This window comes from Bradyrhizobium sp. I71, assembly GCF_022354745.1.
Lineage (GTDB): Bacteria > Pseudomonadota > Alphaproteobacteria > Rhizobiales > Xanthobacteraceae > Bradyrhizobium > Bradyrhizobium liaoningense.
In genome coordinates, this window is sequence record NZ_CP059398.1 from 428,615 (window position 1) to 439,600 (window position 10,986).

Consider the following 10,986-nt stretch of genomic DNA (forward strand, 5'->3'; position numbering starts at 1 on the left):
ATCACTCCTCATCAGTCCACACGGGTATCGCCCTTCCGATCACCGCGGATGCAGGCAGCGGTCCAAAGTATCGACCGTCGAGCGAGTCCGCGGACTGCCAGTTCATGACAAAAAGATCGCCGTCCGCAATGATCCTGCATCCGTGCCAGACTGGAAGTGGACGACCTCTAGCGTCGCGCTCGTGTGCCTGCCCCATCTCTATGCCATCGACAGCGATCGCTAAGCCATTTCTGCAGACTGTTTGTCCAGGAAGCGCCAACACGCGCTTGAGCATGGGGACGCCGATCGGAAGGAAGCCATTGAGATCGAGAAACGCAGCGAGCAGATCAGGGGGCTGTACGGCAACAAGTTCAGTAACGGCTAGCTGTGTCGCAGGTTGAAGATGATAAAGGCCGATCGGAACACTGTTTGATGCGTTCCATATGTAGTGCGGTGTCGATCCTCCGACCGTGGAAAGGAGAAGACCTGTGGCAACAAATGTCGGGAAAAGTGCAGCACACCGGGCGCTCATGATGTAACCCTCCGGCGATGGAGCCACGCCTGGTGGCGGGATCGGGTGTATGGTCGAGGTATTTCGTTGACCGACAAGCGGTTATGAACGTGGTGCCAATAATCGGGTGCTGCGTCGGCAGGATCTATGTCAAGCGCCTCGACAGCATCGATCAATTGCAGCACTCGTTCGACTTTCGGCCAGCCCGATAGCCGCAACAGGCTTTCACCACCCGGCGTGATCCAGGGAACGGTCGAATAACGTTGCCCCGGTATCGCTGCGCGCAGGATGTCGACGCGGGATAGCACCGTTCCAAAGTCGTTGGACGTCCAGCGCACGAAAGCGAAGATGCTGCCGGGAGCGTACGACAGGACACGCCGGTTGCGGTCCAGAACCTTCTCCGAAACGGGCCGACCAAACCGTACGCGGTTCTCGATGCGTCGTTCGAGCCACAGGAGCTCAACGATCGTCAGCTCGCTCACGCCGTCGTCTTTCGCTGAAGAGCTCTCGGGAGTGTGAGGGTGTGTCTTCATGGGTCAGCGCCGCTCTTTTCCTGCATAGGGAATGGGCGCGTGTCGCTTTGCCGGTAGCACCGTGCCGATGCCGGGGTCGCTGGTGGAGGTTTTGGTGCCGAGATCGGCCCATGCATTGAGATCGGCGACCGAGTAGACGACACGGGCCCCGATCTTCCGGTAAGCAGGGCCAGTCCCGTAAATGCGGTGTTTTTCTAGCGTGCGAGGTGAAAGGCTGAGAAATCGGGCTGCTTCGGCAGTCCGCAAGTATCGTGGCGGCAGGCCGACGTTGGGATCGGACATCTGAAGGGCTCCATGGTCGCCTAGTACGCCAGCGCAATCACCGGCGGGTCGGCGGACACCATGGAGGAAGAAAACCTCAAACCGGGATGGCGAAGATTAGGGGGTGCATTTTCGATACCCCCGACAAGCGCACTATTTTTTTCGCGGAGGCGGCCTTAGCAAAGCGCGGTAGCCGCCCTGCACCAAAGCGAATCCGGTCTTGACCAAGCGGATGATCTGATCCCGCAGTTCGTGCGTTGGCCATTCCCGCTCGGAAATGCGTTGGGCGGGTAACAGCACTTCGGCGATTTCGCGATAGGTAGCGCCGTCGGTGCTTGCATCCGCCGCCCGCAAGGCGAGTGCTATTCGCCGCCGGCGATATGCCGAAATCGCGTGCGGAGGCGCGCCCTGCGGCCGGCCGTTGAGCCCTCGCCACAAGCGAGTACCGGCAGCCGCTCTGAATTCGAAATCGCGGTCGAGTGGCAATTCGACGGTATAGGCAGCGGCGATGATCGGCGATTCCTTGAACCAAATACGATGCTCTACGCCGCGCAAAGATAACACGGCGTGCCAGCCATCCGAGCCTTGCCGAAATTGACTTTCGTTCAGCTCGTTCAGATCTAGCCTGACCTGTGTGTGCGAGCCGACGAGCGACGTCGGACGGACCGGCACAATCGTCGGCACGGCCTCAGGAGCCCAAAAGACTGTCTGTTCGAGGAAGGATCGATCGGGATCAGCTGCGAAAAACCAACCCCCAGTGCTGCCGGATTCGGCCGCTCAAAGTTCGCTCTGATGATGAGATCGACTGATAATCTCGTTCGAACGACGCGTTGCGGCGCAGGCATTCCCACGCGATTCCGGTCATTTCGGCTTGTTCGATGTGGTCGTAGTAAGTGTCATCCAACGACCTCCAGTTGAACTTTGGCATGCACTCGTCCCCAAACCTGAGCTACCGCGCTGGCGGCGGCATAATTCTAACAAGCTCTGGTTGAAGCTAGTCCCTAAGCTTGCATCACGCGATGCGGCGGAGCGACACCAAACGTCCGCGAGAAGATTATTCCACGACGTGCTCAGAGATTTGGATTTGATGCTCCGCCACGAAGCAGGTGGCGATATCCATGCTCCGTCATCCATTTTGCGCGGGTCAGGTGGCTGTCGAACGCTCGTCTCGCGCGATCAGGCTCAAGCTCTGGATTGATGTGCAACACGATTTGCGTCACTTCACGCCAGTCGGCTCCCTCCTTATCCGCATCGAGCATGCGCAAATAAGTAATGATGTGCTCTTCGTCGTAGACCGTGAGCACGGGATCCGTTGGTGCGGCATCCGCAACGTCTGGATCTCGTGGGGGCTTTTTCATAAACCTTCCAAGCGTTGCAGCGGCATCACGCCTTAAATCCGACAAAGTCTAAACTGGCGCGGCGCTTCCCGAAAGGGGGATGAACGTTAAACTTTAGTGAGCTGCGCGGCAGCTAGTTTGTAGAGAATACTCCGTGGATAAATACTCTACAAGAGGATGGCTTCTCGCGTATGGATATACGCGATATTTTAGCTGTCAATTTGAGAAAGCTTAGGCGAGCTCGTGGCTTGTCGCAGGAGGAGCTGGCGCATCGCGCCGAGATCGACCGAACTTATATCAGCTCTCTTGAGCGGAGCGTCTATGCGGCGGGAATAGACGTCGTCGAGCGGCTGGCTCGCGCCCTGGGTGTGGAGGTTGTGGACCTCCTGACACGCCCGGCGGCGTCGAAAAAAAAGCCATCGCGCGCAGACTGACGCCGTTCGCGCCGACGCCAGCGGAGTGATTCTTCGCGAAGCTGAGGCAGGTGCCGAATTGAGAAAAACCCCGCCCGAGAAGTTCGGGCGGGGCTGTCGGAGCGAGACTTACTCGCCGTTCTTCCGCGGCCGCGACCACAGCAGGGTGTAGCCTTCGCCACCCTCGTCGTCGAACAGGTTGGCGTAGATCGGCGCGTTGAAGGACGGATCGTCGAGCTTCAGCGAAAGGTAGTCGCGACCTTCCTCCGAACGCTTCGACCAGGCGGCGCCGATCTCCGTGTTATGTGGTGCACCACATAACACCGATTATGCGAAGCGGAGCATTATGCGGAGCGGTGTTGTCTGAGTTCAGGTTTTCTGCGGGTTTGGGGATCGCCGCGCTCCACATAATCCCGAGGGAAGAGCCGCGACGGCTCGGCGGGCGAGCCGTCGCGGAAGCGGTCGGTCAGCGCGACCAGACCAGCGTGTAGTCGGTCTCGCCCTTGAAGAGGTTGGCGTAGATCGGCGCCGGGAAGGACGGGTCGTCGAGCTTGACCGAGTGATACTCGGTGTTCTCCTTCGAGGTGCGGCGCCACGCGGCCCCTATCTCGACGTTGCCCACCAGCACCCGCAGGTCCGGGGCCTTGTCGTTTGTGGACGTGTCGGCGGGTACGAGCCGTGCCTTGACGTTGAAGGCGAGAGTTTTGATGGTGCCGGCGAACACGCCGTCTTCGCCGCGTGTGAAGGTACCGATCTGGGCCATGATAATCTCCGTTTGCTTTTTCAAGCCCGCGACCATCGCGGCCTTGATGGCGATCCGAAGCCCCGGGACGGCCGACCCGCAGCCGTAAGGCCCACAGCGCAGCGCAGGACGGCTGAAGGCAACTTGTTTGTCGCGCGAGGAAGCTGCGCAGCAGCGGGGAAAGAAGTTGCCGCAAGCCGTTGCGGGGATCAGGCCGGGAAGCGCAGCGACCGCATCCTGGGGCGTGATCCGACATCAAAAGGTCCGCGTGTTCGCAGGGCTGTACAGCATGAAGGAGATGATGGCTCCAGAGCACCGCCGCGGCGATGACGGCGCTGGCGCTATGGCACCAACACACGCGCACGCCACACAAAGCGTCCGCCCGACGATTCACGACCGAAGCGCGAAGGTCTGGACTGCCTGGGCAAGCCATGCGAGCAGCGGGGCTGCACCGACGGACCTCGACGTATCGTGTCACTCGAGTGCAGCCCGGCTTTCTCACGCAGGCGGTGGCGCTATGTCTGCCAACAGAGAGGCGATCAACGCGTCTGGGGCTTTGAACCGACCGCGCCGCAGCTCCGGCGGAATGACCGCTTCCACCGCCTCCAGCTTTTCGGTGGGATCCATGCGCAGGTAGACCTCCGTGGTGCGGATATCGGCATGGCCCAGCCACAAGGCGACCTTTCGGATGTCGTGCGTGGCTTGCAGCATGATCACCGCGCAACTGTGCCTCAGCTGATGAGGCGATATCGAACGGCCGCGTAGGGACGGACACGTCTCGGCCGCCGCCCGAGCATGCTTCTCCAGCACATATTCGAAGCCGGCTCGCGTCATTGGCGTCCCTCCGGCATTGACGAAGAGCTCGGGCACACGAACCGAGCCCCGCAGCGTCAGCCACGCCCGCAGATCGGCCGCGGTTTCTTTCCAGAGTGGAAGACATCGCTCCTTGCGACCCTTTCCCAGGACCAGAAGGCTCGGCGGCCGCTGCAGGGATAGATTCGCCATCATGGCCCCGACCAGCTCCGAGACGCGCAGTCCGGCCGCGAAGCAAAGATGCATCATCGCCCGATCGCGTACGCCCAGACGTGTCGTGAGGTCCGGCGCATTCAGGATCGCGCGCACCTCCACCATGATCAGGTGACGGATAAGCTTCTGATCGTGGCGCTTGACGGGGATGGCGTGGATCTGACCGATCTGCTCCAGAGCCGAAGGCACCTGGTATTCGACGTAGCGCATGAACGTCTTGATCGCGGCAAGGCGCAGATTGCGGGTGGCGACACCATTGCCACGCTCGCGCTCGATGTGACCAAGAAAGTCCAGGATCAAAGGCGCGTCCAGCTGTTCGATAAGAAGCTGCGACGGCCTTGTCCGGATGCGCTTAGCCGCGAAGGCAAACAAGAGCCGGAAGCTGTAGGCATAAGCTTCGCAGCTATGCGAGCTATAGCCCCGCTGTCGGGGCATGTAGTCGCGCAGGAAGCCGGTGATCAGAGGAGCAAGGAGGGTCATATGGGCTCCCCCATGATCAACGTTTCGGCAGCGGTGGCGATGTCAGTCATCAGCGCCGGCGTCGCCTGAAGATACCAGTAGGTGTGTTTGATATCGACATGGCCCAGATAGGTCGCCAAGGCGACGAAGTGCCGGGCGACCGCGTCACGCTCGGTGTTGCATTGTTCCAGAACATGCGTCGCGAAGCTATGACGAAGGTCATGGATGCGCGGACGACGGGACCGCTCCGGAGCGATATTCGCAAGCCGCAGGACGCGGCGGAATGTACAATTCGCCGAACTATAGGCGAGCATCTTGCCCTTCACGGACAAGAACAGGTGATCATCTAATCCCGCAAAACGGCGGCGCCTGTCGAGATAGCCCTCCAGGGCCGCCACGACGGTCTGGTGCAATGGCACGAGCCGACTCTTGCCGAACTTGGTTTCGCGTATATGCAGAACGCCGCCGACCAGTACGTCGCCAAGCCGGAGTTCGAGCGCCTCGGATACACGCAGTCCCGTGGCAGCGATCAGCCCGAACAGCATCACATAGAGCTGCTGGCGCAAGGGATTGGGCTTCTGCCGGCGGAGCTGGCCGGCGGCATCGAGGATACGGGCTAGTTCATCCCGGGTGTAGATATACGGAACTGGCCGCGATGCGCGTTCGGTAAAGAGATTGACCGGCACCTCATGTTTCGCATTCTCGGCCCGCAAAAAGCGCGCCAACCGGACCACATCACCGAGGCGACGCTGCCGGGCGCCCCGTGTTGGCGCCATCGTCGCCCATTCTAATGCCGTGGCCGCGCTGACATAGGTCTCGCCCCTTTCCATTGCAAAACGAGCAAAGGATTGAAGGTGTCGCGACGGCTTTCGGAGCTTGAAGCCAAGGGTCCGGCGAAGCTCGATGTAACGTTCCGCATCGCCGCTCAGCATGGCAGCCTCCCGATCCAGGGCTGCGCGATCTCCGACAAGAGTGCGAAGTCCACCTTGGCGTAGTGCATCGTCATTGCCGGCGATCTGTGACGCAAGACTGCGCCAACGCCGGTCAAACTGATGCCGTGCCGAAGCATCTCCGTGGCTGCGGAGTGGCGCAGAACATGGGCACCATGATGGGCGCTCTTGATCCCGGCTCGGAGCAGCGTGCGACGCACGATGCATTTGATGGCGATGCGGGTCAGCGGTCGAACCGGCGCGGCTTCGGTGATGAACACGCGAGGTGTCGGCAACCGTGGTCTGGCCCGCTCGATGTAGGCGATCATCGCATCACCGACCTCCTGCGTCAGCGGGAGCCACTCCTCGCGCCGGGATTTGCCCGCAACGGCAATGCGTCCATTCCGCCAGTCGACGTCGGCCAATTTCAGATTGGCCACCTCGCTGGCCCGCAGCCCGAGACGGGCAAGAAGCAAAATGATCGCCCTGTCGCGCAACCGGCCTTCGCCGTCGCAAGCTGCGATGGCGCGGTCGATATCATTGGCAGCAAGGAACCTCGGGACCGACGCCAATTGCCAATTGGCGAAGCCCGGAACAGCATAATCCCGTCCCACCGGGCATTGTCCGGTCGCCACCAGGAAGCGGAGGAACGCGCGCGTCGCAGTGGCAATCGATTTGGCGCGCCCGCGGCTGTGCGGCTTGGCGCGTTCAAGAACAAAGGTCCGGATTGCATGGGCGGTAAAGACTGTCGGATTGTCGCCGAGCGCTTCGAGAAGATCGACCAAGGTCGACTGATAGGTATCAAGCGTCGAGTTGGTGACACCCCGTTGATCGTGCATCCAGTGCCGGAATGCGGCAAGGAGCGGCCATATTTCTGTCGGCGATGGCGGTGGTGCCGATCGGGGAAGGGTTTCTCGATCTTGAAGATAGCGGATGAACAGCCGACCTGCGCCGGCGTATGCGCGGGTACTCTTCTTCCCTTTGAAGACCGCTGAGGATGCATTGAGCCCGTCCAAAACATTGTCGAGCGCAAAACCTGCCGCATGCATCCAGTCGGTCCAGCCTGCGAGCAGCCTCACCTGCTCTTCAATGGTGCTTGGCGTGTATCCATGGTCTTGAAGCCAGTTCTCGAAGCCATCGACATATAGTTTCGCAAAGTGCAGCCGACTCTCCACGCTGTTCCAATGCCTGCGTTTCTGCTTCGACATGATTGCCCCCTTTGTTTGCTTGGAGCCACAGCATGGGGCGTCTCACGTCCTGCGGATCGCGGGGTGCCGAGACAAATCCGCCTGTCCACAGGAGATCGGTGCCATTTTGGATCCAGTACGCATCTCGCTTAGTGTTCCCTCGGTCGCTTTCGAGCACGCTTCACGATTGCCGCGTGAGCACGGTGCGGCCGGACCTTCTCGTTCGCTCGGGTGCCGGATGGGTGCGCTTGTGCATCGCAGAGCGGTTTGGTGCCGGGGAGATCACTGTCGCCGCGGCGGTGCTCTGGAGCCATCATCTCCTTCATGCTGTACAGCCCTGCGAACACGCGGACCTTTTGATGTCGGATCACGCCCCAGGATGCGGTCGCTGCGCTTCCCGGCCTGATCCCCGCAACGGCTTGCGGCAACTTCTTTCCCCGCTGCTGCGCAGCTTCCTCGCGCGACAAACAAGTTGCCTTCAGCCGTCCTGCGCTGCGCTGTGGGCCTTACGGCTGCGGGTCGGCCGTCCCGGGGCTTCGGATCGCCATCAAGGCCGCGATGGTCGCGGGCTTGAAAAAGCAAACGGAGATTATCATGGCCCAGATCGGTACCTTCACACGCGGCGAAGACGGCGTGTTCGCCGGCACCATCAAAACTCTCGCCTTCAACGTCAAGGCACGGCTCGTACCCGCCGACACGTCCACAAACGACAAGGCCCCGGACCTGCGGGTGCTGGTGGGCAACGTCGAGATAGGGGCCGCGTGGCGCCGCACCTCGAAGGAGAACACCGAGTATCACTCGGTCAAGCTCGACGACCCGTCCTTCCCGGCGCCGATCTACGCCAACCTCTTCAAGGGCGAGACCGACTACACGCTGGTCTGGTCGCGCTGACCGACCGCTTCCGCGACGGCTCGCCCGCCGAGCCGTCGCGGCTCTTCCCTCGGGATTATGTGGAGCGCGGCGATCCCCAAACCCGCAGAAAACCTGAACTCAGACAACACCGCTCCGCATAATGCTCCGCTTCGCATAATCGGCTCGGCCCACAAACACGCGGTGGCTCGGAGCTTTGTCGTTGGAGGGATTGGATTCCGCGACGATGCGGACGCCTTTGGCCTGCAGACTGAGGGTGACGATCTCGCCCTGGAAATCGTTGCCGACCTTCTTGAACGAACCGATGGTAGCCATGTCACTTCTCCTGTTGTGTTTCGAGCCCGCGACCACCGCGGCCTCGATGGCGATCTACAGGCCGAAGACGATCGGCGACGCACCCGAAGGGCTGGAGCGCAGCGGAGGATGCTGTCGACGCGACTTTCTTGCCTCGCGAGGAATGGGCGTTAGCCCAGGGGAAGAAAGTCGTGTCGACAGCGTTGCGGCTCAGACGATCGAGGCGCAGCCGGTCTTCGGCCAGATCGAGCCATCACAGAGGCCACGTGCGTCGCGTGCTGAACCACAAGGCCGGGAGAAGATGGCGGCCTTCGGTTCCGCTCCGCAAGAGGTCGAAACTGTTCGGCGTAGGAAAAGAAACGAAGGGAGGTAAAAGGCGCTATCGTCGGCACAAAGCCAACTGCGAACGAACGGCTCTAGCGCCGTGTCTGTGTGGATCCGAACGCAATCAACGCTATGTCATCGAAGTGTTCCGAGGAAGGTCGCGGCTACCTTTCGCTCAAGCTCGCTGACCCATGTTCGGCGCGCCGTTGTAGCCAAAAAGTTTCGACAGCCAGATAGCGCAGGCTCATTGCTTATGCGCTGCGGCTGTGAGAGCCAATCGAGGATCGCTCCCGGTTGCCCCATCCGCATCGAGCGGGCGACTCTCGGTGAAGATAGTCAACCGCGTCCACGCCGTGCCGCCAATAAAGACCGCACTGATGCAGGCGAAGATCTCGCGCCATACCGACGATGGTACGCCGATTTGCGACATCGCAAACACGACCTGATAGCCAGCAAGTGTCGCCGGGACAGCAAACAGGCCGGCAATGATGGCACGGATGATCACGGAGCGCGTCATTGCAAACGCAATTTGACCGATAGCAAGAGTCATCCCGCCGGCGGCAATGCCAAGAATAGGCGCACCCAGGACACCGGCCCCGCTGTGTAACGCCAGCATGAAAACGTAGAGTCCGACAAAGAACGGCAAGGCGTATGCCGCCAGCGTGAAGATCAGCCAGCAGAACAAGCCAATGCCAGCGAAGTTCAGGAGAAGTCCGAGGGCGAGCATGGTGGTGGCTCCATATGCGATGGGGATATGATTGCGCCTTCCACCACCACCACGGCGCAGTTTCGGATATGCAATCGAAACGAGGCGGAGTTGCGGCGATGCAACTCCACCTAGGTGGTGTGGAAGATGGCAGGTCGGCGCTCACGAAGCGCCGAATTTCCAAACGGCGATCCCGAGGCGCTTCGCCTTGTCGGCGAGGTTGTCCTGGATTCCCGTGCCTGGGAAATGCATGACGCCGATTGGCAGCAGTTCGAGTATGGCGTCGTTGCGTCTGAACGGTGCCGCCTTGGCGTGCTTGGTCCAGTCCGGCTTAAAAGTGATCTGGGGTACCTTGCGGTTAACAGCCCATTTTGAGGCGATCAGCTCGGCGCCCTTTGGCGAACCGCCATGGATCAGGACCATGTCGGGATGCTTGGCGTGGACCTTGTCGAGGCGATCCCAGATCGCGTGGTGGTCGTTGAAGTCGAGGCCACCGGTAAGAGCGACCTTCGGTCCTGCCGGCAACATGACCTCGGTCTCGGCGCGGCGCTTGGCTGCGATAAATTCGCGGGAGTCGATCATTGCTGCGGTGAGCGTGCGATGGTTGACGAGTGACCCCGACCGAGGGCGCCAGGACGAGCCGGTATGGATCTCAAAGCGTTCGATGGCCTGATCGCGGAAGAGTTCCAGGCAGTTGCGGCGCTCAATCAGAGTGATGCCTTCGGCCGTCAAGCGCTCGAGTTCGACGGATCGCACTTCCGAGCCGTCCTGTTCGCGCTGGCTCTTGCGTTGCGCCTGTTCGTTGTCGTCGAGCTGGCGTCCGATGCGGTCGGCGGCACGATGGAACAGGTTGACGGTGGACCAAAGCAGATCCTCCAGGTCCGGCTCGAGCCGGGTGTCGTTCAGGGTGGCGACCAGGGCGTCGAAGATGTCGGCGATGGCGCCTGCGATGGCTTTGCCTTCGGGTAGCGGCCTCGGGTCAGGCTCGTCCTGGAAGGGACGGTGTCCATAGAGCTGAAGCTCGCCCAGCAGGTGATCGGTCGGAGAAGAGTCGTGTGGCGGTTCGAGTTCGGTATCGTCGTGGTCGTTCGTCATGGCCCGAGGTCCTTTTGCCGGATCGGCCGCGCCCATCGCGGCCTTCGTGGCGATCACCTGGCGGCAGGCGGAACGGACCAGAACCCGGAGCAGCGCGCAGGGCCGGAGCGAAGCGGAGGATAGCGGAGGGGCGGCTATTTTGCTTCGCGATGCAAAGCGCGCCATCGTCACATATATAATGTGAGCGCCTTTCGGCGACGCGCGGCGGAAAATAGCCGCCCCGCAGCTATTGCCGGGCCGGGCCGCTTGCCGTCCGATCGCCCTCTAGAAGGCCGTGGGCGCGACTCTGGCCGGCAATGCCGGCCTCGGGCCGACCGGCG

The 10,986-nt window shown here is 61.2% G+C and carries 14 protein-coding genes and 2 pseudogenes; 2 read left to right on the plus strand and 14 right to left on the minus strand.

Annotation, left to right across the window (positions count from 1 at the left end):
* Position 1: 1 nt before the first annotated feature.
* The 6 genes from FJV43_RS01980 to FJV43_RS02005 form a co-directional block, all read right to left on the minus strand.
* Positions 2-511: a S26 family signal peptidase gene (locus tag FJV43_RS01980; RefSeq protein WP_239624248.1), complete on the minus strand. Its 510-nt coding sequence runs from the start codon at positions 509-511 to the stop codon at positions 2-4.
* On the minus strand, positions 508-972 hold the full coding sequence (locus tag FJV43_RS01985; protein WP_239624250.1) for a DUF2840 domain-containing protein: 465 nt from the start codon (positions 970-972) through the stop codon (positions 508-510). The genes FJV43_RS01980 and FJV43_RS01985 overlap by 4 nt, the downstream gene beginning before the upstream one ends.
* A 54-nt stretch (positions 973-1,026) precedes the next feature.
* Positions 1,027-1,305: a helix-turn-helix domain-containing protein gene (locus FJV43_RS01990; protein WP_239624252.1), complete on the minus strand. Its 279-nt coding sequence runs from the start codon at positions 1,303-1,305 to the stop codon at positions 1,027-1,029.
* A 132-nt stretch (positions 1,306-1,437) separates the two neighbouring features.
* A complete protein-coding gene (locus FJV43_RS01995) occupies positions 1,438-1,968 on the minus strand; it encodes a DUF2285 domain-containing protein (protein ID WP_239624254.1) in 531 nt (176 codons plus the stop codon).
* A 49-nt stretch (positions 1,969-2,017) separates the two neighbouring features.
* A complete protein-coding gene (locus tag FJV43_RS02000) occupies positions 2,018-2,212 on the minus strand; it encodes a DUF6499 domain-containing protein (RefSeq protein ID WP_239624256.1) in 195 nt (64 codons plus the stop codon).
* 142 nt (positions 2,213-2,354) lie between these two features.
* Complete coding sequence (locus tag FJV43_RS02005; protein ID WP_239624258.1) at positions 2,355-2,642, minus strand: DUF2285 domain-containing protein; 288 nt, start codon at positions 2,640-2,642, stop codon at positions 2,355-2,357.
* Between the two features lie 170 nt (positions 2,643-2,812).
* Here FJV43_RS02005 and FJV43_RS02010 point away from each other — a divergent pair, with 170 nt between their 5' ends.
* A complete protein-coding gene (locus FJV43_RS02010; protein WP_239624260.1) occupies positions 2,813-3,055 on the plus strand; it encodes a helix-turn-helix transcriptional regulator in 243 nt (80 codons plus the stop codon).
* Between the two features lie 108 nt (positions 3,056-3,163).
* On the opposite strand, the pseudogene FJV43_RS02015 reads toward FJV43_RS02010, so the two are convergent.
* The 5 genes and pseudogenes from FJV43_RS02015 to FJV43_RS02035 all read right to left on the minus strand — a co-directional run.
* Positions 3,164-3,331 (minus strand): annotated as a pseudogene (locus FJV43_RS02015) (DUF736 domain-containing protein); the annotation flags it as partial.
* Positions 3,332-3,500: 169 nt separating this feature from the next.
* Positions 3,501-3,797: a DUF736 domain-containing protein gene (locus FJV43_RS02020; RefSeq protein WP_239624262.1), complete on the minus strand. Its 297-nt coding sequence runs from the start codon at positions 3,795-3,797 to the stop codon at positions 3,501-3,503.
* Between the two features lie 477 nt (positions 3,798-4,274).
* The gene (locus FJV43_RS02025; protein WP_239624264.1) at positions 4,275-5,282 is read right to left on the minus strand and encodes a tyrosine-type recombinase/integrase; all 1,008 of its coding nucleotides are present in this window, start codon (positions 5,280-5,282) and stop codon (positions 4,275-4,277) included.
* The gene (locus FJV43_RS02030) at positions 5,279-6,193 is read right to left on the minus strand and encodes a tyrosine-type recombinase/integrase (protein ID WP_239624266.1); all 915 of its coding nucleotides are present in this window, start codon (positions 6,191-6,193) and stop codon (positions 5,279-5,281) included. The genes FJV43_RS02025 and FJV43_RS02030 overlap by 4 nt, the downstream gene beginning before the upstream one ends.
* The gene (locus tag FJV43_RS02035) at positions 6,187-7,398 is read right to left on the minus strand and encodes a tyrosine-type recombinase/integrase (RefSeq protein WP_239624268.1); all 1,212 of its coding nucleotides are present in this window, start codon (positions 7,396-7,398) and stop codon (positions 6,187-6,189) included. The genes FJV43_RS02030 and FJV43_RS02035 overlap by 7 nt, the downstream gene beginning before the upstream one ends.
* Before the next feature lie 573 nt (positions 7,399-7,971).
* On the opposite strand from FJV43_RS02035, the gene FJV43_RS02040 reads away from it, so the two are divergent.
* On the plus strand, positions 7,972-8,268 hold the full coding sequence (locus FJV43_RS02040; protein WP_239624262.1) for a DUF736 domain-containing protein: 297 nt from the start codon (positions 7,972-7,974) through the stop codon (positions 8,266-8,268).
* Positions 8,269-8,406: 138 nt separating this feature from the next.
* Here FJV43_RS02040 and FJV43_RS02045 read toward each other — a convergent pair.
* The 3 genes and pseudogenes from FJV43_RS02045 to FJV43_RS02055 form a co-directional block, all read right to left on the minus strand.
* Positions 8,407-8,562 (minus strand): annotated as a pseudogene (locus FJV43_RS02045) (DUF736 family protein); the annotation flags it as partial.
* 547 nt (positions 8,563-9,109) lie between these two features.
* The gene (locus tag FJV43_RS02050; RefSeq protein ID WP_239624269.1) at positions 9,110-9,592 is read right to left on the minus strand and encodes a hypothetical protein; all 483 of its coding nucleotides are present in this window, start codon (positions 9,590-9,592) and stop codon (positions 9,110-9,112) included.
* 141 nt (positions 9,593-9,733) lie between these two features.
* On the minus strand, positions 9,734-10,666 hold the full coding sequence (locus tag FJV43_RS02055) for a DUF2493 domain-containing protein (RefSeq protein ID WP_239624271.1): 933 nt from the start codon (positions 10,664-10,666) through the stop codon (positions 9,734-9,736).
* Positions 10,667-10,986: the final 320 nt, after the last annotated feature.

What these genes read in the sequence shown, in the direction of transcription:
- FJV43_RS01990 (WP_239624252.1), bottom strand. Translation starts at nt 1,305, where the DNA reads ATGTCCGATCCCAACGTCGGCCTGCCGCCACGATACTTGCGGACTGCC.
- FJV43_RS02050 (WP_239624269.1), bottom strand. Translation starts at nt 9,592, where the DNA reads ATGCTCGCCCTCGGACTTCTCCTGAACTTCGCTGGCATTGGCTTGTTC.
- FJV43_RS02000 (WP_239624256.1), bottom strand. Translation starts at nt 2,212, where the DNA reads ATGCCAAAGTTCAACTGGAGGTCGTTGGATGACACTTACTACGACCAC.
- FJV43_RS02025 (WP_239624264.1), bottom strand. Translation starts at nt 5,282, where the DNA reads ATGACCCTCCTTGCTCCTCTGATCACCGGCTTCCTGCGCGACTACATG.
- FJV43_RS01980 (WP_239624248.1), bottom strand. Translation starts at nt 511, where the DNA reads ATGAGCGCCCGGTGTGCTGCACTTTTCCCGACATTTGTTGCCACAGGT.
- FJV43_RS02020 (WP_239624262.1), bottom strand. Translation starts at nt 3,797, where the DNA reads ATGGCCCAGATCGGTACCTTCACACGCGGCGAAGACGGCGTGTTCGCC.
- FJV43_RS02040 (WP_239624262.1), top strand. Translation starts at nt 7,972, where the DNA reads ATGGCCCAGATCGGTACCTTCACACGCGGCGAAGACGGCGTGTTCGCC.
- FJV43_RS02030 (WP_239624266.1), bottom strand. Translation starts at nt 6,193, where the DNA reads ATGCTGAGCGGCGATGCGGAACGTTACATCGAGCTTCGCCGGACCCTT.
- FJV43_RS02035 (WP_239624268.1), bottom strand. Translation starts at nt 7,398, where the DNA reads ATGTCGAAGCAGAAACGCAGGCATTGGAACAGCGTGGAGAGTCGGCTG.
- FJV43_RS02010 (WP_239624260.1), top strand. Translation starts at nt 2,813, where the DNA reads ATGGATATACGCGATATTTTAGCTGTCAATTTGAGAAAGCTTAGGCGA.
- FJV43_RS02005 (WP_239624258.1), bottom strand. Translation starts at nt 2,642, where the DNA reads ATGAAAAAGCCCCCACGAGATCCAGACGTTGCGGATGCCGCACCAACG.
- FJV43_RS02055 (WP_239624271.1), bottom strand. Translation starts at nt 10,666, where the DNA reads ATGACGAACGACCACGACGATACCGAACTCGAACCGCCACACGACTCT.